19 protein-coding genes are annotated in these 23,182 nt (G+C 42.0%); 13 read left to right on the top strand and 6 right to left on the bottom strand.

The genetic code is table 11. The annotated features are described in order from the left end of the window. The first annotated feature begins 469 nt into the window (after nt 1-469). The 9 genes from ilvD (at nt 470) to leuB (ending at nt 11,713) form a co-directional block, all read left to right on the top strand. Nucleotides 470-2,158: a dihydroxy-acid dehydratase gene (ilvD, locus tag AO498_RS16830; RefSeq protein WP_067550116.1), complete on the top strand. Its 1,689-nt coding sequence runs from the start codon at nt 470-472 to the stop codon at nt 2,156-2,158. A 15-nt stretch (nt 2,159-2,173) separates the two neighbouring features. Further along, entirely contained in the window at nt 2,174-3,856 is a 1,683-nt protein-coding gene (gene ilvB / locus AO498_RS16825) for a biosynthetic-type acetolactate synthase large subunit (RefSeq protein ID WP_067550621.1), read from the top strand. Nucleotides 3,857-3,865: 9 nt separating this feature from the next. After that, nucleotides 3,866-4,366, top strand: a complete 501-nt coding sequence (ilvN, locus tag AO498_RS16820) for an acetolactate synthase small subunit (protein ID WP_067550114.1) — start codon at nt 3,866-3,868, stop codon at nt 4,364-4,366. 40 nt (nt 4,367-4,406) lie between these two features. Beyond that, nucleotides 4,407-5,450, top strand: a complete 1,044-nt coding sequence (gene ilvC, locus AO498_RS16815) for a ketol-acid reductoisomerase (RefSeq protein ID WP_067550112.1) — start codon at nt 4,407-4,409, stop codon at nt 5,448-5,450. 20 nt (nt 5,451-5,470) lie between these two features. Further along, complete coding sequence (locus tag AO498_RS16810) at nt 5,471-6,979, top strand: 2-isopropylmalate synthase (RefSeq protein WP_067550110.1); 1,509 nt, start codon at nt 5,471-5,473, stop codon at nt 6,977-6,979. 2 nt (nt 6,980-6,981) lie between these two features. Continuing rightward, the gene (leuC, locus tag AO498_RS16805; RefSeq protein WP_067550108.1) at nt 6,982-8,388 is read left to right on the top strand and encodes a 3-isopropylmalate dehydratase large subunit; all 1,407 of its coding nucleotides are present in this window, start codon (nt 6,982-6,984) and stop codon (nt 8,386-8,388) included. A 42-nt stretch (nt 8,389-8,430) separates the two neighbouring features. After that, on the top strand, nt 8,431-9,021 hold the full coding sequence (gene leuD / locus AO498_RS16800; protein ID WP_067550106.1) for a 3-isopropylmalate dehydratase small subunit: 591 nt from the start codon (nt 8,431-8,433) through the stop codon (nt 9,019-9,021). Between the two features lie 96 nt (nt 9,022-9,117). Then, nucleotides 9,118-10,677 (top strand): alpha-isopropylmalate synthase regulatory domain-containing protein, encoded by a 1,560-nt coding sequence (locus tag AO498_RS16795; RefSeq protein WP_192842562.1) that lies wholly within the window; start codon nt 9,118-9,120, stop codon nt 10,675-10,677. Continuing rightward, a complete protein-coding gene (leuB, locus tag AO498_RS16790; protein ID WP_067550104.1) occupies nt 10,646-11,713 on the top strand; it encodes a 3-isopropylmalate dehydrogenase in 1,068 nt (355 codons plus the stop codon). Before AO498_RS16795 ends, leuB begins: the two co-directional genes overlap by 32 nt. Nucleotides 11,714-11,953: 240 nt before the next feature. Here the strand turns inward: leuB and AO498_RS16780 are convergent, their stop codons facing one another. The 4 genes from AO498_RS16780 to AO498_RS16765 are packed head-to-tail and all read right to left on the bottom strand — an operon-like array spanning nt 11,954 to nt 14,254. After that, on the bottom strand, nt 11,954-12,196 hold the full coding sequence (locus tag AO498_RS16780) for a DUF2442 domain-containing protein (protein WP_067550100.1): 243 nt from the start codon (nt 12,194-12,196) through the stop codon (nt 11,954-11,956). Nucleotides 12,197-12,201: 5 nt separating this feature from the next. Further along, nucleotides 12,202-12,450, bottom strand: a complete 249-nt coding sequence (locus tag AO498_RS16775; protein WP_067550098.1) for a DUF4160 domain-containing protein — start codon at nt 12,448-12,450, stop codon at nt 12,202-12,204. Nucleotides 12,451-12,452: 2 nt separating this feature from the next. After that, the gene (locus tag AO498_RS16770; protein ID WP_067550096.1) at nt 12,453-13,022 is read right to left on the bottom strand and encodes a hypothetical protein; all 570 of its coding nucleotides are present in this window, start codon (nt 13,020-13,022) and stop codon (nt 12,453-12,455) included. Nucleotides 13,023-13,063: 41 nt separating this feature from the next. Then, a complete protein-coding gene (locus AO498_RS16765) occupies nt 13,064-14,254 on the bottom strand; it encodes a sialidase family protein (RefSeq protein ID WP_067550617.1) in 1,191 nt (396 codons plus the stop codon). A gap of 119 nt (nt 14,255-14,373) precedes the next feature. On the opposite strand from AO498_RS16765, the gene AO498_RS16760 reads away from it, so the two are divergent. Both AO498_RS16760 and AO498_RS16755 read left to right on the top strand, forming a co-directional pair. Further along, nucleotides 14,374-15,147 (top strand): tRNA pseudouridine synthase A, encoded by a 774-nt coding sequence (locus AO498_RS16760; protein WP_067550094.1) that lies wholly within the window; start codon nt 14,374-14,376, stop codon nt 15,145-15,147. A gap of 56 nt (nt 15,148-15,203) precedes the next feature. After that, a complete protein-coding gene (locus AO498_RS16755; protein WP_067550092.1) occupies nt 15,204-16,763 on the top strand; it encodes a sulfatase family protein in 1,560 nt (519 codons plus the stop codon). A 296-nt stretch (nt 16,764-17,059) separates the two neighbouring features. Here AO498_RS16755 and AO498_RS16750 read toward each other — a convergent pair whose 3' ends face one another. Next, complete coding sequence (locus tag AO498_RS16750) at nt 17,060-17,554, bottom strand: GNAT family N-acetyltransferase (protein WP_067550090.1); 495 nt, start codon at nt 17,552-17,554, stop codon at nt 17,060-17,062. 137 nt (nt 17,555-17,691) lie between these two features. Beyond that, on the bottom strand, nt 17,692-19,695 hold the full coding sequence (locus AO498_RS16745; RefSeq protein WP_067550088.1) for an alpha-ketoacid dehydrogenase subunit alpha/beta: 2,004 nt from the start codon (nt 19,693-19,695) through the stop codon (nt 17,692-17,694). A gap of 462 nt (nt 19,696-20,157) precedes the next feature. On the opposite strand from AO498_RS16745, the gene rimO reads away from it, so the two are divergent. Both rimO and AO498_RS16735 read left to right on the top strand, forming a co-directional pair. Then, entirely contained in the window at nt 20,158-21,471 is a 1,314-nt protein-coding gene (rimO, locus tag AO498_RS16740; RefSeq protein WP_067550615.1) for a 30S ribosomal protein S12 methylthiotransferase RimO, read from the top strand. A 191-nt stretch (nt 21,472-21,662) separates the two neighbouring features. Next, complete coding sequence (locus tag AO498_RS16735) at nt 21,663-22,874, top strand: helix-turn-helix domain-containing protein (RefSeq protein ID WP_082792276.1); 1,212 nt, start codon at nt 21,663-21,665, stop codon at nt 22,872-22,874. Nucleotides 22,875-23,182 lie beyond the last annotated feature (308 nt).

Below are 23,182 nucleotides of genomic sequence, written 5' to 3'. Positions count from 1 at the left end.
GCTTTGTTGAATTGCCAAGAAATATTTTAAAAAATTGAAGATTATTCGCTCTATCAATTTTTTTGTTAAAAAAAAGACCAGTAGGTTGAAAAAAAATTAAATAATTTTCAATTCCATACAAAATTTTGAAGGACCTTCCTTAGTCCTTGATTTTTAACAAATTGATTCTGAAAATATTTTTTTTTTAGAATTTAATTTCAAATTAATTTCATTTACCTAATATTAAAATTTGTGTTTGATCTAATGCAACGAATTAAATATTGTAAGTCTCAAGAATGGGTTTTAATATTGTCCTGTGATTCTAACTCAAAGCATTCACTCTCAAACAACGCTATGTCTCCATTGGTCGTCCTGTTAAGCTTTATTATTCTCATCGGATTTTCGAAGTGAGGCACTAGACCATATCTATTCAGCATATAAAATCTAAAGTGCCTCAAGCTAATGAGGCACTTTTTTATTTTCTAAACCTATGACCCAGAACAATCTTAAAAAGTACAGTTGGGAAATCAGTGACAATGATGAGCATCCAGCAGGCAAGGCCATGTTGTATGCCACTGGCTTGTCCGATAAGAAAATGAAACAACCCTTTGTAGGGATAGCAAGCTGCGGCTATGAAAGCAATCCCTGCAATATGCACCTCAATGACTTTGCCGGTCTGATCAAAGCTTCCTCACAGGAATATGATCTGACCGGTTTGGTTTTTAATACCATTGGGATTTCGGATGGTACTTCTATGGGAACACTTGGGATGAGATACTCTTTGGTTTCCAGAGATATCATTGCTGATTCCATAGAGTCTTTTATCCTTGGTCATTCTTTTGATGGCTGTGTGGCTGTAGCAGGCTGTGATAAAAATATGCCTGGCGCGGTAATGGGTATGCTTCGGATTAACAGGCCATCCATTATGGTTTATGGAGGCACGATTGCTTCTGGTCATTATAAAGGAGAAAAGCTCAATATCGTTTCTGCTTTTGAAGCTTTTGGAAAGAAGATTCAAGGAGCAATTACCGAAGAGGATTATGATGGAGTAATTCGCAATGCTTGTCCTGGAAAAGGTGCTTGTGGTGGCATGTACACGGCAAATACCATGTCTTCAGCCATTGAAGCGATGGGGATGTCTCTCCCTTATTCTTCCTCAAATCCAGCAAACTCCGCTGAAAAGTTGAAAGAATGTCAGGATGTCAATCACTTCATGCGAATCCTGTTAGAAAAAGATATTAAGCCAAAAGACATCGTTACTCGTAAAAGCATCGAAAATGCAGTTACCGTCGCGATTGCTTTGGGCGGAAGTACCAATGCGGTCTTGCACATCTTGGCGATTGCTCGTACCGCAGGTGTTGAATTTACCCTTGAAGATTTCAAAGCAATCAATGCGAAAACGCCTTTGATTGGAGACTTCAAACCTTCCGGGAAGTTTATGATGGAGGATCTTTTTGAACAAGGAGGTTTGCCAGCATTTATGAAATACATGTTGAACAATGGTTTCCTTCATGGAGATTGTTTGACAGTAACCGGAAAGACCGTCGCCGAAAATCTAGCGAATATTGATCCGATTGTTCCATCTGTGGTCAATGTGATTCATCCTTTGGAAACTCCAATTAAGAAGTCTGGTCACCTTTGTATCCTGAAAGGAAATCTTGCTCCTGAAGGAGCGGTGTCAAAAATTACCGGAAAAGAAGGGACCGCATTCACAGGGCCTGCAGTAGTTTTTGATTCAGAATTGGAAGCAAATGATGCGATCCGAGACCACAAAGTTAAAGCAGGTGATGTCGTTGTCATTCGAAACGTAGGACCAAAAGGTGCTCCAGGAATGCCGGAAATGCTAAAGCCAACCTCGATGATTATCGGTGCAGGTTTGGGCTCAGATGTCGCACTCATTACAGATGGTAGATTCTCTGGAGGTACCCACGGATTTGTCGTAGGACATGTGACACCAGAAGCTTGGTGTGGTGGGCCGATTGGTCTGCTAAAGGATGGAGATATCATCACCATCGATGCCGATAATTTTAATCTTTCTGTCAATGTCTCTGAGGAGGAATTTGCTGAAAGGAAAAAATCATGGTCTCCCAAGCCCATTGAAGGGCTTCAGGGAACACTCAAAAAATACAACAAACTAGTCGCTACCGCATCCGAAGGCTGCGTAACCGATAAATTTTAAAAGCCTATGAAGGACATGATGAGAGGAGCCGACATTGTCGTGCGCTCGCTGATCGCCGAACAAGCAGAGCTGATCTTCGGGTACCCCGGAGGTGCAATTATGCCGGTTTATGATGCTTTGTACGACTATCATGATCAAATCAAACATGTGCTCACCCGACACGAACAAGGTGCAATACATGCTGCTCAGGGATATGCTCGAGTCTCGGGAAAAGTCGGGGTTTGTCTTGCAACTTCTGGTCCAGGCGCTACCAATTTGATTACTGGCCTCGCTGATGCCCAGATTGACAGTACGCCTTTAGTGTGCATCACCGGTCAAGTGGCTGCTCACCTTTTAGGTACCGATGCATTTCAGGAAACTGATGTGGTGGGTATTTCCATGCCTGGAACCAAATGGAATATTCAAGTTCGTCGGGTGGAGGATATAGCTCCTGCCATTGCTAAAGGATTTTACATTGCACGATCCGGACGTCCAGGTCCTGTATTGATTGATATCACCAAAAACGCGCAGGTGGATTTTGGCGAATTCAATTATGTCCCTTGCCTTGGTTTCAGATCCTATAAAACACACCATCCTGTTGACCTTTCTTCCATAAAGCAGGCTGCAGATTTAATCAATCAGGCTGAAAGACCTTATTTGCTTTTTGGTCAAGGCGTGGTTTTGGGCAAAGCTGAATCAGAATTGAAGTTTTTCTTGGATAAATCCGGAATTCCGGCTGCATCTACTCTTTTAGGTTCTGGAGCACTTTCAGAGGATCATCCTAATTTCGTTGGAAAGCTAGGGATGCATGGGAATTATGCACCTAACCTTTTGACCAATCAGTGCGACGTATTGATTGCTGTAGGAATGCGCTTTGATGACCGGGTAACTGGCGACTTGAAGCGATATGCCAAGCAGGCTAAAATCATCCACCTAGAACTCGATCCCTCCGAGATAAATAAAAATGTAAAAACGACTGTGGCGGTCCAGGGGGATTGTAGGGAATCTTTGTCCATGTTGACAGAGGCCATTCAGTCTAAAAAGCATGATGCCTGGATGGGAAGATTTAGAGAACTGGAGCAGTTGGAAAAAACTTCTGTAGTTCAACATGATCTAACTCCTACCAAGCAAGGCTTAACCATGGGAGAGGTAATTCATCAGATCAATCAATACAAAGCAGATGATGCAGTTTTGGTGACTGACGTAGGTCAGCATCAAATGATCGCTTGGAGATATTTTCATTACAAAAAGCCTAGAACTCAGGTGACTTCCGGAGGTTTGGGGACCATGGGATTCGCTTTGCCAGCTGCACTGGGAGCTCAGATGTACGATTATTCCCGACAGGTGATTTGCGTGGTAGGAGATGGAGGAATCCAAATGACTATTCAAGAGCTAGGAACTATAATGCAGACCAAAGCTCCCGTGAAAATTGTCCTTCTCAATAATAATTACTTGGGCATGGTGAGACAATGGCAGCAATTGTTTTTTGACAAGCGCTATTCATTTACCGAATTAGATAATCCCGACTTTATCAAAATTGCTGAAGCATACGGGATTAAATCCCAAAAAGTAAACGAACGCCAAGATCTTCAGGAAGCAATCGAAGATATGTTGATCCATGATGGGCCTTATTTCCTAGAAGTAGTCGTAGAGAAAGAAGACAATGTATTCCCTATGATTGCGACAGGCTGTTCGGTAGAAGAGGTTAGACTTTCCTAATTCAGACCTATGAAAAGATATACAATTTTCGTCATCACGGAGAATTTCATTGGAATTCTCAATCGCATCACGATCATTTTTACCCGAAGAGGGATCAATATCGATGCACTTACCGCTTCAGAAAGCCGTATTCCGGGAATTCACCGAATTACCATTGAAGTCACGGTAAATGAAGACACGGTGATTCAGCTTGTTCATCAAATCGAAAAAATCATCGATGTGATCAAAGCCTTTTATCATGAAGATGAAGGAGTGGTCTATCAGGAAATCGCACTTTATAAGATACCAGTTTCTCGTTTGGATGGTGGTTTGGAAAAAATCATCCGTCAACACAATGCTAAAATAATTGCCGCAGAGCCAGATTTTGTGGTGCTAGAGCTTACTGGGCATAAAGAACAAACTCAAGAACTACTCGAAATCCTGAAAGGATATGGCTTGCTTGAATTCGCAAGATCCGGCCGAGTGGCAGTTGCCAAGCGTATGCTGACCATTGAGTCATTTATCAAATAATTATCTCAAACCTGTTTAAACAATTTAAAAATCCAATACTATGAAATTGAAATTCGGAAACGTTGAAGAAAACGTAGTTACCAGGGAAGAATTTCCTTTGGAAAAAGCTAGAGAAGTACTTAAGGACGAAGTAATCGCAGTAATCGGTTATGGTGTACAAGGTCCTGGTCAAGCACTCAATCTGAAAGACAACGGCTTCAACGTAATCGTAGGACAAAGAAGCGGTTCTAAGACTTGGGACAAGGCCATTGCAGATGGATGGGTACCGGGTGAAACACTATTTGAAATTGAAGAGGCTTGTGAAAAAGGAACCATCCTTCAATTCTTACTTTCTGATGCAGGACAGATTGCTCTTTGGCCAACAGTTAAGAAGCATTTGACTCCTGGCAAAGCATTGTATTTCTCTCACGGTTTCGGTGTGACATACAAGGAGAAAACAGGTATCATTCCTCCTGCTGATGTGGATGTCATCTTAGTGGCTCCAAAAGGATCAGGTACATCTTTGAGAAGAATGTTTGTAGAAGGAAGAGGCTTGAACTCATCCTATGCCATCTATCAGGATGCAACTGGTAAAGCTAAAGACCGCGTGGTAGCATTGGGAATTGGAGTAGGATCAGGTTATTTGTTTGAAACAGATTTCTACAGAGAAGTTACTTCTGACTTAACTGGTGAAAGAGGAACTTTGATGGGCGCTATCCAAGGGATTTTTGCCGCTCAGTATGAAGTATTGAGAGCTAACGGTCACACTCCTTCTGAAGCATTCAATGAAACAGTAGAAGAATTGACTCAGTCATTGATGCCGTTGGTTGCTGAAAACGGAATGGACTGGATGTATGCCAACTGTTCAACTACCGCACAAAGAGGTGCATTGGATTGGTGGAAGCCTTTTCGTGATGCAACTAAGCCTGTTTTCGAAGCACTTTACAACTCTGTAAAAACTGGTCAAGAAGCACAGAAATCCATCGACTCTAACTCAAAAGCAGACTACAGAGAAAAGCTTGAGGCTGAATTGAAGGAATTGCGTGAGTCTGAAATGTGGCAAGCAGGAGCTGTCGTCCGTCAGTTGAGACCAGAAAATAATTAAAAACCCAAACCTTAAAGATTATGAGTGATAAGCTGTGGATATTCGATACGACCCTGCGTGATGGGGAACAAGTGCCCGGGTGCCAGCTCAATACCCAGGAAAAGATCATAGTAGCCAAAGCTCTTGAGGAGCTTGGTGTGGATATCATTGAGGCAGGATTTCCGATTTCAAGTCCGGGAGATTTCAACTCCGTACAAGAAATTTCAAAAGCTGTTTCTAATCCGATTATTTGTGCCCTTTCCAGAGCTGTAGAAAAGGACATCGAAGTAGCCGCGGCGGCACTCAAATTCGCTAAAAAAGGTCGTATTCATACTGGGATCGGAGTTTCTCCTTACCATATTCAATACAAGCTTCGCTCTACTCCGGATGAGATCATCCGGAGAGGCGTGGCTGCTGTTAAGTTTGCGAGAAACTTTGTCGATGATGTAGAATTCTATGCAGAAGATGCAGGCCGATCTGAGCCTGATTTCTTGTGCAAAATCATTGAAGAGGTGATCAAAGCCGGTGCTACAGTGGTCAATATCCCAGATACTACGGGATATTGTCTTCCTGAACAGTACGGGGCAATTATTGCAAGCCTGAAAAATAACGTTCCAAATATCGATAAAGCGATCATCGCTACCCATTGTCACAATGACCTAGGGATGGCTACTGCCAATACCGTTGCAGGTGTGCAGCATGGAGCCCGTCAGGTCGAAGTGACTATCAATGGCATTGGTGAAAGAGCTGGGAATACCTCCATGGAGGAAGTAGTAATGGCCATCAAATGTCATAGCTCTATTCCAGTCCATACGGATATCGTCACTCAGAAAATCTATCAGACCAGTCGCTTGGTGTCGAAGCTAATGAACATGCCGGTTCAGCCAAACAAGGCTATCGTCGGTAGAAATGCATTTGCTCATTCTTCAGGAATCCACCAAGATGGGGTATTGAAGCATCGAGAGAATTACGAAATCATTGATCCCAAAGAAGTGGGAGTGGAGGAATCCTCAATCGTTCTTACCGCAAGATCAGGCCGTGCGGCATTGAAGCATCACTTGGATGCCTTAGGTGTCGAGCTTGAAGGCGAAGAACTTAGAGAAGTCTATGAAGCTTTCTTGGTTTTGGCGGATTCCAAACGCGATATCGGACGAAAAGACCTTTTGGAACTGGTAGGCAAATACATGGATGAATCCAATTTTATCGAATTGGGTGAGGTTTCTTATTCTTCCAATGGAGAGATCAAGGCAGAAGTCAGCCTCACCATCGGAAGTGAATCTCATAAAGCATCTTCTTCTGGTGTTGGTCCTGTGGATGCAGTTTTAAAGGCCATCGAAAAAATCGTAAAACCGCAGGTGGATTTGGAAGAATTCCTCATTCAGGCAATTACTCACGGCAGTGATGACGTGGCAAAAGTTCATATGCGCCTAATTAAATCAGAAAAACCATACTACGGTTTCGCATCTAACCAAGATATCGTCCTAGCTTCTGCTCAGGCATTTGTCGATGCACTCAATAAAATTCCAGTCAAAGAATACGCGACTGCTTAATTATGGAAAAGACAACTTTATTTGATAAAATCTGGGATTCTCACGTAGTGAAATCTGTCCCTGCCGGCCCAGATGTGTTCTTCATTGATAAACACTTTATTCATGAAGTAACCTCCCCTGTGGCATTTCTTAACTTGGAGAAGCGTGGGATCGGAGTAAAATATCCGCATCGGACAATCGCTACTCCTGACCATAACGTTCCTACTGTCGACCAAGATCAAACGATTAAGGACAAGCTGTCTCGCATGCAAGTGGAGAAGCTTCGTGAAAACTGTAAAAAATACGGAATCGAACTTCATGACTTGGGCACTGCTCATCATGGAATCGTACACGTAATCGGACCAGAACTTGGCGTAACTCAGCCGGGAATGACCATAGTGTGTGGAGATTCCCATACTTCTACGCATGGTGCTTTTGGTGCTATAGCATTTGGTATCGGTACTTCAGAAGTAGAAATGGTTTTGGCAACGCAGTGTATTATGCAGTCCAAGCCGAAGAAAATGAGAATTTCTGTAGAAGGTGAACTTGGCAAAGGGGTGACCTCCAAAGACATCATTCTATACATTATCTCCAAAATCTCAGCGGCTGGTGCAACAGGCTATTTCGTGGAGTATGCTGGTTCGGCTATCCGAAACCTATCCATGGAAGCTCGAATGACCATTTGCAATATGTCCATCGAAATGGGTGCCCGTGGAGGTTTGATTGCTCCAGATGAAACTACTTTTGCATTTTTGGAGGGTAAGCAATATGCTCCTAAAGGCGAAGATTGGGATAAAGCCGTTGCACATTGGAAGACCTTGAAAACTGACGAAGGAGCTACTTTCGACAAGGAATTAGTCTTCGATGCGGCAGATATCGAACCTATGATTACCTATGGTACCAATCCCGGAATGGGAATCAAAGTGGTTGAAAATATTCCAACTACTGAAGGTATGGAAGGTTCTAATAAGACTTCGTATTTAAAATCTCTTGATTACATGGGCTTCCAACCTGGTGAACCAGTAAAAGGAAAGCAAGTAGACTACGTATTCGTTGGTTCTTGTACTAACGGTCGAATCGAAGACATTCGAGCTGTAGCAAACTTTGTAAAAGGAAGAAAAAAGGCAGACAATATCACCGCTTGGATTGTACCAGGATCTCGTGAGGTTGAAAAATTGGCTCATGAAGAGGGATTGGTGAAAATCTTGGAAGAAGCTGGATTTGAGCTTCGTCAACCAGGTTGTTCGGCTTGTTTGGCGATGAATGACGATAAGATTCCTGCTGGAAAATATGCTGTTTCTACTTCCAATAGAAACTTCGAAGGTCGTCAAGGTCCAGGTGCACGTACGATGTTGGCTTCTCCGCTGACTGTTGCGGCGGTCGCAGTTACTGGTCGTATTACTGATCCTAGGGAAGTATTTGAAAATTAATTTTTCAATCTTCCAATCTTTCAATTTTACAATTCGAAACACATGGCTTACGATAAATTTACAGTCCTACGCAGTACCGCAGTTCCCTTGCCAACTGAAAACGTGGACACCGACCAAATTATCCCTGCTCGATTTCTAAAGGCAACTGAGCGTGAGGGATTTGGAGATAACCTTTTCCGTGACTGGAGATATGATGTGGAAGGAAATCCTAAAGCGGATTTCGTGCTGAATAACCCAGCCTACAGCGGTAAAATCCTAGTTGCTGGTAAAAACTTCGGTTCTGGCTCCAGCCGAGAGCACGCGGTTTGGGCAATTTATGATTATGGATTTAGATGTGTAGTCTCCAGCTTTTTCGCAGATATTTTCAAGAATAACTGTCTAAACATTGGGGTACTTCCAGTGACAGTTTCTCCTGAGTTTGCAGATAAATTGTTTGCTGCTATTGAAGTAGACCCAACCACTGAAATCGAGGTTAACTTGCCTGAACAAAAGATCAAACTTCTTTCCACAGGAGAATTTGAATCTTTTGACATCAATGAATACAAAAAAGGAAACATGCAAAACGGATTTGATGACATTGACTATCTCTTGAGTATGTCATCAGAAATCGACGCATTTGCTGCATCCAAATAAATGATGCTTAAAATGAAGGCAACAGGAAATCATGCATCCCATCCCTCCAAGGGTTTCAAACCCTTGGAGGGTTCTGTGGGCAGACGCATAGAAATCATGGATACTACACTGAGAGATGGAGAACAGACCTCAGGGGTTTCCTTTTTGCCTTCGGAAAAACTCCAAATCGCAAAATTGCTGTTGGAGGAACTCAAAGTAGATCGCATTGAGGTGGCTTCTGCCCGAGTTTCCGAAGGGGAATTGGAGGGAGTACAGAAAATTACCCAATGGGCTGCCAAAAAGGGATATTTGGATCGCGTGGAGGTTTTAGGATTTGTGGATACGCCTGTTTCTGTCAACTGGATTGTGGAGGCAGGGGGAAAAGTCCTCAATCTGCTGACCAAAGGATCCATGAATCATTTGGTTCATCAGCTCAAAAAAACTCCCGAGCAACATTTTGCAGACATTCAAAAAAGCATTTCCTATGCTCAGGAAATGGGGGTGTCAGTCAATGTTTACCTAGAGGATTGGTCCAATGGAATGCGAAATTCTCCGGAATATACCCTCAGTTTGATTGAGTTTTTGACCAAGCAGTCCGTAAAGCGGATTATGCTTCCCGATACTTTGGGATTACTATCACCCAAGGAGGTCAAGGCCTTTTTTGAACAAATCGTTGCTCAATTTCCTGCTGTTCATTTCGATTTTCATGCTCACAATGACTATGACCTTTCGGTTGCCAATGTTCTTGAAGCGATTTCAAATGGTGCTGCAGGCCTTCATACCACGATCAATGGCCTAGGAGAGCGTGCGGGAAATGCTCCATTGGAATCCGTGATCGCTGTGATCAAGGACTTTACAGATTTGGAAATTGGAGTTCAGGAACAGAAAATTTTCCGTGTTTCCAAACTTGTAGAGCAGTTTTCAGGGCAACATATTCCTGCAAATAAGCCTGTAGTAGGGGAGAATGTGTTTACCCAAACCGCAGGAATTCATGCAGACGGAGATAATAAAAAGAACCTCTATTTCAATGATTTGATGCCTGAACGTTTTGGTCGCCAACGGAAATATGCGCTTGGAAAGACCTCCGGAAAGGCAAATATTCTCAAAAACCTCGAAGAGTTGGGGATCTCTTTGGAGAAAGATGAACTCGCTAAAGTGACCCAACGGATCATTGAACTTGGTGATAAAAAAGAACGAGTTACGACAGAGGATTTGCCCTACATCATTTCAGATGTTTTGCAAAACAACTCCATTTCTAAACACATCAGCATTGAAGGCTATCACATGACACATTCAAAAGGCTTGAAACCTACTGTTCAGCTTCGAATGAGTATTCATGGGAAGTTTTATGATGAAATCGCAACTGGAGATGGTCAGTACGATTCCTTCATGCGTGCCTTGAAAAAGATTTATAAAACCCTCGGTCGGGAACTTCCCAAACTGACAGATTACCATGTTTCTATTCCTCCTGGAGGGAAAACGGACGCTTTTGTGGAAACTGTGATTACTTGGGATTATGGAAAAATCTTTAAAACCAAGGGTCTGGATCCCGATCAAACCGTGGCGGCGATGATGGCCACTGAAAAAATGCTCAACATCATCGAAAACATGAATTACCAACCTACCAAAGAAGAATCAACCTATTATGGAAATCAATATCGCACTGTTGCCGGGTGACGGCATCGGTCCTGAAGTGATCGCTCAGGCGGTCAAAGTTGTCAAAGCCGTTGGACAAAAGTTTGGTCATACCATTTCTTTCCAAGAAGGATTGGTAGGTGCATGTGCCATCGATGCTACTGGTGATCCCTATCCTGATGCTACACATGAAATTTGTGCAGCTTCTGATGCGGTCCTATTTGGAGCTATCGGTGATCCAAAATATGACAATGACCCAAAAGCTAAGGTTCGTCCTGAGCAAGGTTTGCTCAGAATGAGACAAAAGCTTGGTCTATTTGCGAACGTTCGTCCTACGTTTACTTTTCCTTCTTTAGTCCATAAGTCACCCTTGAAATTGGATCGAGTGGACGGAGTGGATTTGGTGTTTTTCAGAGAATTAACCGGCGGAGTTTACTTTGGTGAGCCTAGAGGTCGAAATGAGCAAGGAACCAAAGCCTTTGATACCAATGTGTACAGCAAAGAAGAGATCGTTCGTCTTGCGAGAATGGGTTTTGAAGCTGCTCAAAAAAGAAGAAAACTCTTGACTTGCGTGGACAAAGCCAACGTGATGGCAACTTCCAGATTGTGGAGAGAAACTGTGCAGGAACTAGCACCAGAATATCCTGACGTAAAAGTAGAATACGAATTTGTCGATGCAGTTGCGATGCGATTGATCCAGTGGCCTAAGGCTTATGATGTATTAATTACTGAAAATCTATTTGGAGATATCCTGACTGACGAGGCTTCTGTGATTTCCGGATCTATGGGTTTGATGCCTTCTGCTTCTTTGGGTTCTAAAGTGAAGCTATTCGAACCAATTCATGGTTCCTATCCTCAAGCAGCAGGAAAAGATATCGCTAATCCACTGGGAACGGTACTTTCTGCTTCCATGATGTTTGATTATGCTTTCGGATTATCGGAAGAAGCGAAATTGATCAGCGATGTGGTTAACCTTTCACTAGCTGAAGGAATTGTCACCGAAGATATTGCTGAAGGGGGCAAAGCTTACAAGACTTCCGAAGTCGGAGACTGGTTGGCAGCTAAGATTTTAGGATAATATTCCAAGTCATAAAACGAAGAAACCACCTCAGGAATGGGGTGGTTTTTTGTTGACTTTATGATAGATTCGATTTCGAGTAACCGATTGTTCACATGCCCTTTTTTCTTTTCCTTTTTTGCAAGAGTGAAAATATATATTCCAATCACTAAGGAGAAAAGAATAAAAAATATATAGACCTGAGTCGGAACACCCTCAACATGATGCGGCGCTGCCGCCCAACTTTTGCTTGGATTTAAGTCACTTATTAGGATCATTCTCTTTTAGTATAAATCCTTTTATAGACAAATCCTCATCGATCAGTGGCCAATGAATTCCATAGCCAGAAGGAGAAATTTTGTATAAAGCTCTTTCTACATCAGATGCTAATAGAAGCTTGGGAGAAACTTCTTTTAAATTTACTTTTAACTCCCTGTCATCCAGTAGAATAATCATTTTGTCTTCTTCAAACTTTATTTCAGAAATTTGATGCGAATCCACCATAATTTTTAGCTTTTAAAGTATTCTTTCCAGGATTGTACGATTAAATCAAAATTTTGAAAGATGATTTTTCGAATTTCTTTTCTTGCCTTTGGGGTCAAATTATAACCAATCGCTTCTCGAATATCCATAATTTCTTCATCAATCCAGAATTTACATTCCATATCACCTTTTTGTGCGTGAACGTGAATTGGTTCTTCTCCTTCATTTGAATAGAAGAAAATTCTCCAACCAAGTATGTAAAGTATGGTAGGCATTACTACATCGCCGGATTAATCATAATATGTGCTCGATGCGTGCCGGGATCCATAATCCAAGGTAAGCCTGGTCCTGCAGGCTTCAGTGGCAATCCTGTACTTTCTGATGTTGCCCAAGGAATATAGACCACCGAGCGGGTATAGGTGTTTTTTGCTTCGCCTGTAGTCCAATTGACGTCGGGATGCTCTGCTGTCAAGGCATGTAACACACTTCCCTGATCTGGGAGTTTGAGTTTTCCTGATTTTGCTTCTGCTTCTCGAATTTCAAAAATTTGTTGAGCATTTTTTCCTTCTTTTCGAAGTGCCCATCCTCGCTCCATAAAGGGTTGAGCGCTTTTATGATATGCGGAAACTGAAAGACCTTCCCGATTAGGATCGTCTCCGAGACAAATCGTTTGATTGGTACCTTTTCGAAGTAAAGTTCCATCAAAACCATAAACCGTTGCACCAGCCCGTTGATCTTCGGGAGCTGCCAAAACTGCGAGTTTGATCTGGATTTCTTTGGAAGGAATAGTTTGTCCTAGGCTCAAAGAGGACAAAAGACAAAGGATGGGGAGAAGTATATTTTTCATAGTCAGGGTTTTGGGTTTTTTGAATTTACAGAAAATACTGTTCAATCGATCCAAACTGGAATAAGTTGTGGGTTTACCACCACATGTTTGATGGACTTTTGAGTGGAGCTTAGGTGGTAGGAATAAGTGAGATGTAGTAACCCATCTTCGGATTGGATTAAGCTGGGATAAGAGTAGGATCCACTAGATGGCTCGTGATTTTCAACCGGGAATTTCCATTTCCAAGTTTGTCCTTCATCGTCCGATAGATAGATACTAAGTCGATATCTTCCGTCTGATTGATCATTACCAACGAAGGCCCATCTCCCATCTTTTAATTTAAGAACCTCAACACTCGCGGTATTTGGGATAGTTGTTTTTTGGCTTGCAGTCCATGTATAGCCTTCGTTTTTGGATTCGCTGTATTGAACTCGTCCTGGTGCATCACCACTGTCTCTAAGATAGGCAGCTAATGTTCCGTCTTTTTTCTGTATCAGTGCCGGCTGGATTGGACCTCGTCCAACGAGTGGAAGACTAGGTGTCCATGTTTTTCCATGGTCCTCCGAAATTGCCATCATTGAAAAATTATAACCATCTGAATAAAGTGGCAGGATAATTTTTCCGGTTTCCAAAACCAAAGGCTTGATTCGAGTCATCCACCCGGTTGTTCTTTTTTTGGGGTCTTGGGCCGCTTCCAAAATCATCCGATCATAGCTTGGAGCGTATTCAGCCCATCCGGCAGTATTTTTTGGTAGTTCTTGAAATCGTCTTACGACTTCCTCCGAAAATTCATCTCCTGGATTAAGAAAAATATTATCCTGCCAGCTCCACCTAGGAGGGCCATCACTTTCAAAATCTGTTGCAATTTTTACTCGTAAAATGGATTGTTCCCATCGGTTGGCTTGTACAGCTATCCAAACCAAAAAAAGTTTTCCTTCCCCATTAAGGAATAAAACCGGGTTGCAATCTGGTAAATTTGGGGTATCTGCCATCACAAAAGGTTTAGACCAGTTTAAACTCCCAACCTTTAATCGAGCCCCCATCAGCAAAACGTCATTGGCTGTTCGCTCTCCGCTTCCTTCAAACCAGACGGCCAAAAGATCCTGATTTGGCAAGGACACGATAGAGCTTGCGTGCACGTGCTTTTCCTGTAAAGGAAAGATCAGCTGGGATTGAAGGATTGGTGAGGTTTGCGCCTTTAGGCTAGCCAAGTGGGAGATAAATACGAAAAAAGCGAGAAGCAATGCTTTCATAGTGATATGTTTGGAGAAAGTTAAAAAATCCAATGAGTTTACCCTTCCTGAAGCGGTCAGGAGAAAAAGCATTTTTATATTTCTTTGATTTCTACTCCATAAATTACAAGTATAACTAGATGCTGAATAGACCTTATTCCTTCCTCTTTTCGATCACCTATTACGGGGCTCGCTTCAAAGGATGGGCGATCCAAAAAGGTCAGCCTACCCTCGAAGGAAAGCTGAATCGGGTGTTCCGATTTGTGCTTGGACACGAGGATTTCAGACTGATTGGATCTAGTAGGACAGACTCTGGAGTAAGTTGTCGCCAAGGATTTGTTCAGGTTTTTTTGAGTGAAAAAATGGACTTAGAAGCGCTTCTCCCAGTTTTAAACCTGAACTTGTCTGGTGAAATTGTGCTAAACTCGGTGAAACCAGTACCTAGAGAATGGAACTTGATTCAGTCTGTTTCGCGGAAAACGTATCGATATTTTTTTGCCTCAGAGACAAATTTCCCTGCTTTTGCGTCAGCTTATTTAGCACAGGTGCATGCTTTTGATGCGATGGAATTGATGCAGGAAAAGGCGAAGTTATTTATTGGGAAACATGATTTTCGGTCATTTTGTAAAATGACCCCCACTAAATCAGATTTTGTCAGGGAAATCCTTCAAGCAAATGTTTTTTTTGCCAATGACTTTTCAGGGCCTTTTTTTCCTTCGGAGGTTTATTGTTTTGAAGTGACTGGAACTGGTTTTTTGTACCATCAAGTAAGAAAAATGGTCAGTGCTATTTGGCATTTCTCCCCAGCAGAAATTCAGGATAGGTTGGAGAATCCTCAAAACAATTGGCCTCAGGTCCCGACGGCTCCAGCACATGGATTAATTTTATGGGAGACGGAATTGGGAGGCCTTTGAGCTGTTTTTGATTTCCACCAAAATAAAGCGCATTTTAAGAGGTAAAATCCCACCTCATGAAAAAACTGCTGGTTCGAATTTTCTCTCTTTCCTTTTCTGCTGTGATCTTATTCTCAGCATGTTCCACAATTCAAAGTCAGGAGGAAAAACAAAAGTCTAATCCGAATATTCTTCTCATTTACCTTGACGATTTGGGATATGGGGATGTCAGTGCCTATAAGTCAGGGAAGTTGCAAACTCCCAATATGGATCGGCTCGCAAATGAAGGGATACGCTTTACCAATGGTTATGCTTCCTCCGCTACTTGTACTCCCAGTCGCTATGCTTTGCTGACAGGAACCTACCCATGGCGAAATCAAGATGCGAAAATTCTTCCCGGAACAGCTCCGTTGATCATTGATACAGCCCAAATGACTTTGCCCAAAATGCTTAAAAATCAGGGCTATCACACCGCGATCATTGGTAAATGGCATTTAGGACTTGGGTCAGGGATGGTGGATTGGAATGAGGAAATTGCACCAAACCCAAACCATGTAGGATTTGAATATTCACACATCTTAGCTGCTACTCAGGATAGAGTGCCAACCGTGTACATCGAAAACGGGAGGGTAGTCAATTTGGATCCAAATGACCCCATTCAGGTAGATTATGAGAAAAATTTCGAAGGAGAGCCAACAGGCTTGGATAATCCGGAGCTCCTAACCATGAAATGGCACCATGGTCATAACAACAGTATCGTAAATGGAATCCCTCGCATCGGCTTTATGAAAGGTGGACAAAGTGCCAAGTGGAGCGATGTGGATATGGCAGACCATTTCCTAGAAAAAGGTAAAGCATACATCCAGGAACAAGCGAAATCGAAAAACCCTTTCTTTTTGTTTTTTCCTATGCAGCAACCACATGTACCAAGAACTCCTCATCCTCGATTTGAGGGGAAATCAGGAATGGGGCCACGAGGTGATGCTATTTTGGAGGCAGATTGGGTAATCGGGCAATTGCTTGAGACCTTGGAACAGGAAGGGATTTTAGAAAATACACTGATCATTTTATCCAGTGACAATGGCCCTGTCATTAATGATGGATACTTTGATGACGCAGTTGAAAAACTGGGTGATCATACGCCCGCAGGTCCGCTTCGCGGAGGAAAGTATTCGCTTTTTGAGGCAGGCACGAAGGTTCCTTTTATAAGTTATTGGAAAGGGAAAATCCAGCCCCAGGTTTCGGATGCAATGGTCACTCAGATTGATTTTCTGAGTTCATTGTCAGCTTTGGTGGGAAGTTCTGAAACTGGCCCAGACAGTGAAAACTTACTGGAAGCCTTTTTAGGGAAAAGTGAAAAAGGAAGAGAAGCTGTGATTTTGGAAGCGACCAGCAGAACAGCCCTTCGTGCTGGAGACTGGGCTATGATCCCTCCCTATCAAGGTCCTGCAGTACAAAATCAAGTTAATATTGAGTTAGGAAATTCATCCGATTATCAATTGTACAACTTGAAAGAGGACCCAGGTCAACAGAATAACTTGGTAGCTTCCAATCCCCAAAAACTGGAGGAGTTGAAAAAAATCTATCTGGATTTAAAGGGTATTTCTAAAAATGTGGAGCAGTTGGAGCTGAAATAAAAATTAGAGAGCCCGGGAATTTAATTTCTCGGGCTTTTTTTCTTAACTGAGTTGTTCTTGGGCTTTGCCCACCTGAGTGAGGATACTACTTTCAGAGACTAAATAATTTTGTCTTGAATCCCTGTAATTATCTTTGAAGTTCATTTTGAGGCAATTAATTCCCCCTTTAGAAGGGGGAGTTGGCTCAATTTAAATTTCAACCTTTTTCTTGCCTTTCAACCTTTTTTATAAAAACTCTGCCTCTTCGGAAACTGTATGAAAATGCTGCTTTCAGAAAATCATCATACCCCATGACTTCAAAGATTCAACTCCATCACCACGTCATCCATCACATAGCCGTTTCCGATGTCGATGACTTCCTTGTAGATCTCCTGAAAACCCATTTTCAAGTAAAAATCAATTGCTTTTTGATTGTATTTATTGACATTAAGTAGGAGGCTTTTTTGTCCGGACTTTTTGGCTCGGCCGGCGACTTCGAGGATCAATGCTTTTCCTGCTCCTTTTCCCTGAGCCTCTGGTAAGAGGTAGATTTTATGCAACTTGGCTTTTGGTCCTTCGGAATAATTTAGTTCAAAACCCGCAAATCCGAGTTCAACTCCATTTTCCTCAGACAATAAAAAAGTGTGCCCTTTATCAAGTTGCGATTCCAGCATCTTGAGATCATACATCCAATTGAGCATGTATTCAATTTGTTCTGGACTCAAAATTTTGGCAAACGTAGATGGCCAAGTCCGATGCGCAATGGACTGAACTTTGGAAAGTTCCTCTTTGGCTAGCTGTCTAATTATCATGTACGATTTACGATTTTTGATTTACGAGGTGCTGAGCAGAGTTGAGGTCAAATTTTGGATCAAAACCTAAAAGGCCTAAATACTTTACCACCTTCCAACCTTATCACTTTTCAACCCAATTTTCCAATCTTTCAATTTTAGAATTCCAAAAGCTCCTTCAACTTCACCTTAAACCGCTCTGTGGGCAAAAATTGCTTTTCCAAGTTTGGAGCAAAAGGTACTGGCGTATCCAAGCTTCCTTCTCGCATCACCGGAGCATCAAGGTCTTTAAAGCAATGCTCGGAAATCCAAGCACAAATCTCTGCTCCGATTCCACCTGTGAGCGTGTCTTCTTGAAGGAAAATTACCTTTCCGGTCTTTTTCACCGTGGTGGCTACAGCCTCCTGATCCCAGGGTAAAAGAGTTCTTAAGTCGAGAATATCGGCTGAAATTCCCATTTCCTCGACGGCTTTGATTGCCCAATGTACACCCATCCCATAGGTGATGATAGAAACTTGGGTTCCTTCCTGTGCCAAAGCAGCTTTTCCTACTTCGATCGTATAATAGCCATCTGGTACAGGTCCTGAGATAGAGCGATAGAGCAATTTGTGCTCAAAATAGAGGTAGGGGTTTGGATCTTCTAATGCTGCATTTAGTAGGCCCTTCGCATCGCGGGGATTGGAAGGATAGACGATTTTCAATCCCGGGGTGTGGAAAAACCAAGCCTCGTTGGATTGGGAATGAAATGGTCCTGCGGCTGTTCCTGCACCGGTCGGCATGCGGATGACCACATCGGCTTGTTGTCCCCAGCGGTAATGAATTTTAGCGAGGTTGTTCACGATTTGGTTGAACCCGACGCTCACGAAGTCTGCAAACTGCATCTCAACCATGGCCTTGTAGCCTTTGATGGAGAGCCCGAGTCCTGCCCCGATGATGGCGCTTTCGCAAAGCGGGGTATTGCGCACTCGATCTCCTCCGAATTGGGCTTTGAAGCCATCCGTGATTTTAAAAACACCTCCATATTCCCCGATATCCTGACCCATAAGGATCAGGTTGGGATATTTCTCCATAGACTGTCGTAACCCATCACTAATTGCATCGATAAAACGCTTTTCTGTATTAGGTCCCTCCGGTGAGATAACTTTTTGGGAAAATGCCGCATAGACATCGGCAAGTTCTTCCTCCAAATTGGGCGTAATGGCTTCTTCAGCAAAAGCGATTTCTAACCTCTCGTTGATCGCAGTTTTGACTTTATGGTTAAGGGATTCTTTTGTGGCTGCATCAAGAACGCCTATGGATTCCAAATAGGCTTCATAATTGTCTACTGGATCGAGTTGGGCCCATTCTTCCATCAGGTGCTTAGGTACGTATTTGGTGCCGGAAGCTTCTTCATGGCCTCGCATCCTGAAAGTGATCGCTTCGACCAAAACAGGTCTTGGGTTTTCTCGGATATCTTGGGCCAGTTTTAGAATGGTGTCGTAAACATCGAGTACGTTATTCCCTTGCACTCGAACGGCCTCCATGCCGTATCCTGGACCTTTTTCGGTAAAATACTTGAAAGCAAACTGCTCCTCGCTTGGAGTGGAAAGGCCGTAGCCATTGTGCTCGACCACAAAAATCACCGGCAATTTCCAAACAGCAGCTACATTCAAGCCTTCATGGAAATCTCCCTCCGAACTTGCTCCGTCACCGGAGAAAACCAATGTCACTTTCTTTTCCTTCGAAAGTTTATGCGCCAAACCGATCCCATCCGCGATGGCCAATTGAGGGCCGAGATGAGAGATCATTCCCACGGTGTGGTGCTCTATACTTCCGAAGTGAAAGGATCGGTCACGGCCTTTGGTAAAGCCGGATTTTTTCCCCTGAAACTGAGCGAAAAGTTTTTCCAGTGGCAGATTTCTGCCGGTAAAGATTCCCAAATTCCGATGCATAGGCAGGATAAATTCATCTTCCTGCAATGCATTTACCGCTCCAATCGAGATGGCTTCCTGACCCCAGCCGCTAAACCATTTGCTAATTCTTCCCTGTCTAAGGAGGATGAGCATTTTCTCTTCGATTCGGCGGGGAAGGATAAGTGATTCGTAAAGTTTAAGAAGCGTTTCGTTACTGTGATTTTTTCGATCAAAAGTCAGTATTTGGGCATTTGGGGCGGTGAATTCCATACGATTCGATTTGGGAATCTAAGGTACAGGAAGCCCTGAAATCGGCAAAGGATTTTTGGGATTGTAGATTTATAGATTGAAAGGTCAGAGCTTCCCACAGATAGACACAGAAAAAATCACAGATTTTCACAGATATTGAAAACTATGAGAATTAAAGAATCCGAAATCTGACATCCCAAACTCCGAAATCGAAACTCTCCTGCAATGCGCCCCGATTCACATCGGGGGCTAAAAATAAATGCAAGGAGTTAAAAAGTATTTGCTGTACGATTCAAAATTAGGCAAAGCTTTTCCCCGAGTACGACATCTTGCGTTAAGCTTGTTTTATCAAAGTGTTAAGAGGAGAAGTGAGAAAGTTGCAAAGTTGTAAGGTGAGTGGGACTAACTTTACAACTTTTGAACCTTACCACCATTTCAACCCTTTTTTAATTACCTTTGCCCACCCAAATCGAAGCGAATTCTGTGAAAGCGAGAACATTAAAAAAAGACAAAGTCAATATCATCACCATGGGTTGCTCCAAAAACCTGGTGGATTCTGAAGTCCTTTTGACCCAATTAAAAGGAAATGGAATCGACGCCAGCCACGAGTCCAACTCTGAAGACAATAACATTATTATCATTAACACCTGCGGATTTATCGACAATGCGAAGCAGGAGTCTATTGATACCATTCTCCAATATGTGGATGCCAAAGAGCAGGGTTTAGTGGACAAAGTTTATGTAACGGGCTGTCTTTCTCAGCGATACAAAGACGATTTGGAAAAGGAAATCCCACAGGTTGATGCATTTTTTGGCACGCGTGATTTGCCTGCGATCTTAAAGAAATTCAAGGCTGACTACAAGCACGAGTTGGTTGGAGAGCGTTTGTTGACGCACTCAGCACATTATGCCTACATGAAGATTTCCGAGGGTTGTGATAGACCATGTTCCTTTTGTGCGATTCCGTTAATGCGTGGAGGTCATATTTCTAGGCCGATCGAGGAATTGGTGAAAGAAGCCCAGCACAAGGCCGCCAATGGAACGAAAGAACTTCTTTTGATTGCGCAGGATTCCACCTATTACGGCTTGGACTTGTATAAAAAAAGAAACCTGGCAGAATTGATGGATCGATTGGCGGATGTGGAAGGGATTGATTGGATTCGACTGCATTATGCGTATCCAACAGGTTTCCCGATGGATGTAATCCAAGTCATGAAGGATCGTCCGAACATCTGTAAATACTTAGACATTCCCTTGCAGCATGGCTCAACCTCAGTTTTGAAAACGATGCGAAGAGGTACTACTCGTGAGAAGCAGGAAGAATTGATCCACAGCATTCGGGAAATGATCCCTGAAATTGCAATTCGAACGACACTTATAGCTGGGCATCCGGGTGAGGGAGAGAAGGAGTTCCAGGAAATGGTGGACTTTGTGGAGCGAATGAAATTTGAGCGATTGGGCGTGTTTACTTATTCCCACGAGGAAAATACCTATGCCTTTTCGATGGAAGATACCCTTTCCCAAGAAGAAAAACAGGACCGCGCCAATCACCTAATGGAAGTGCAAGAGCAAATCAGCTACGACCTGAATCAAGAGAAAATCGGTAATACGTATAAAGTCCTGATCGATAAAAAAGAAGGAGGGTACTTTGTCGGCCGAACTGAATTTGACTCTGTCGAAGTCGATAATGAAGTGCTGATCGATGCTTCCAAGTTTTACTGCAGAGTGGGAGACTTTGTCCAAGCGAAAGTTTTTGATGCGACGGAGTTTGATTTGTATGCGACGGTGGAAAGCTAATCGAATGCTGCTTCTGAAGAAGCAGCATTTTGCATAAGTTTAGGCTATACTTTTTGAATTAGATGAAACCTCGTTACTTTGTCTAAGTGTTTGGGCTAAGAAATACATCTGCAAAGTCTGTATTTCTTTGGAATTAATGATAACAGTTTTTTGTCTTCAATTATTTATAAATCAATCATTTATTAGCTTATATGTTATATCTTATAAGTTTTGTTTTAATATCCTTCCTAATAGGTAACTCTCTGATTTTGGTGTTTAATAGAGAGCGGGGTTCAAAACTAAATAAAGGAATAGGCTTAACTTTTTTTTTATATGGCCTCGTTTTTTTATCATTTATACTTTCGTTTGATTTAGGTTTACTTCTTGAGTTTCCATTCTTGTTGAGGGTTGGTAGCCCCATTTTCTTTTTGATACCTCCGATATTTTATTTGTCCCTTCGGAATATTGTTCGGAATCCTAGTATTACCAAAAAGACAGACGTAATTCATTTTCTACCGGCGATTTTACACTTTTTAGAATTGCTCCCGCTCTATACTCTTTCCAATCAGGATAAGGTGGAGATAATTGAAAATTTTTTCCCAGACATTTTTGCTTTCATTATAAATGTGCACGGATTGATTCCTACATTCTGGGTTAATCTGGCATATCTTATCTTCGTAATCTTGTACCTTAGTTTAACGTTGGGGTTGGTATTGAGATTTCCGATTGAATTAAGAAATAAATTAAAACAACAAAAATTCAAAAGTATTCTCTTTACAACGTTAGTTTTTTACTTCGTTTTTAACATTATCATTATTCTTTCTTCTATTTCTATCGTTCAATTTTATTTTACGGGATTGGATTTAGTGGTGTTAAAAGGGCTATTGCTTAAATCTTCATTGGTTATTCTTTTCGCCTATAATTTTTACTTTTTTTATAAAATTGAGTTGAACCCGGATTCACAAAGCAGAGAAGAGTTGCTAGAAGATGAAGAGGAGATAGGATTATTTTCTCTGATTGATAAACCTCGATCTCCTTTAGACTGGAGCGAAATAGGATTAGACAAGGAAGATGTTTTGTGCAGAATAAACCAATTAATGGAACAAGAAAAAGTATTTTTAGATAAAGGATTATTGCTCAGCGATTTTGCCAAAAAAGCTAAGATTCCTGTTCGTGTTTTTCCCGACGTTTTGAATCTGATGTTTCAAAAAAACTTTAAGGAATTGATTCTTGAGCGGAGGGTTCACTATGCAAAAGAAAAAATCGATCAGGGATATTTGGATAAATTAACGCTTGAGTCCTTGAGAAGCGAATGTGGATTTGGATCCCGGACTGCTTTTTTCTATGCCTTTAAAAAGGAATTTGGGTTGAGCCCTAATGAATATTGGAAGGAATTTCAAAGAAATTTAAATTTATCAGAGTAGTCTTTTCATGATTTAATTTTTCGTAGCTCCCATCCAAACGCAGGGATAAAAAACGCCAAAAACAGGGTTTTAATTTTTTTGTAGCCAAAAGTATGTTCAAAAACACTGTTTTTGAACATACTTTTCTTTCCGGTGAGTAGTTGTTTAGTTTTCTTGCTCCACTAGATTTTAAGAAAATACGATCAGATGATTTCAAATCACCTTATGATTTTCTTATAAATAACTACTTAGATATTGGTTAAGAAGAAACCGAAAGCTAAGGGCTAGTTTCATAAGTACCTGATGCGAAAGTACTGCCTACTTCTACT

Source organism: Algoriphagus sanaruensis (assembly GCF_001593605.1).
In the GTDB taxonomy this organism is placed as follows: Bacteria; Bacteroidota; Bacteroidia; order Cytophagales; family Cyclobacteriaceae; genus Algoriphagus; species Algoriphagus sanaruensis.
The sequence above is the reverse complement of the archived record's forward strand: the minus strand, read 5'-3'. Positions and strand labels throughout refer to the sequence as shown.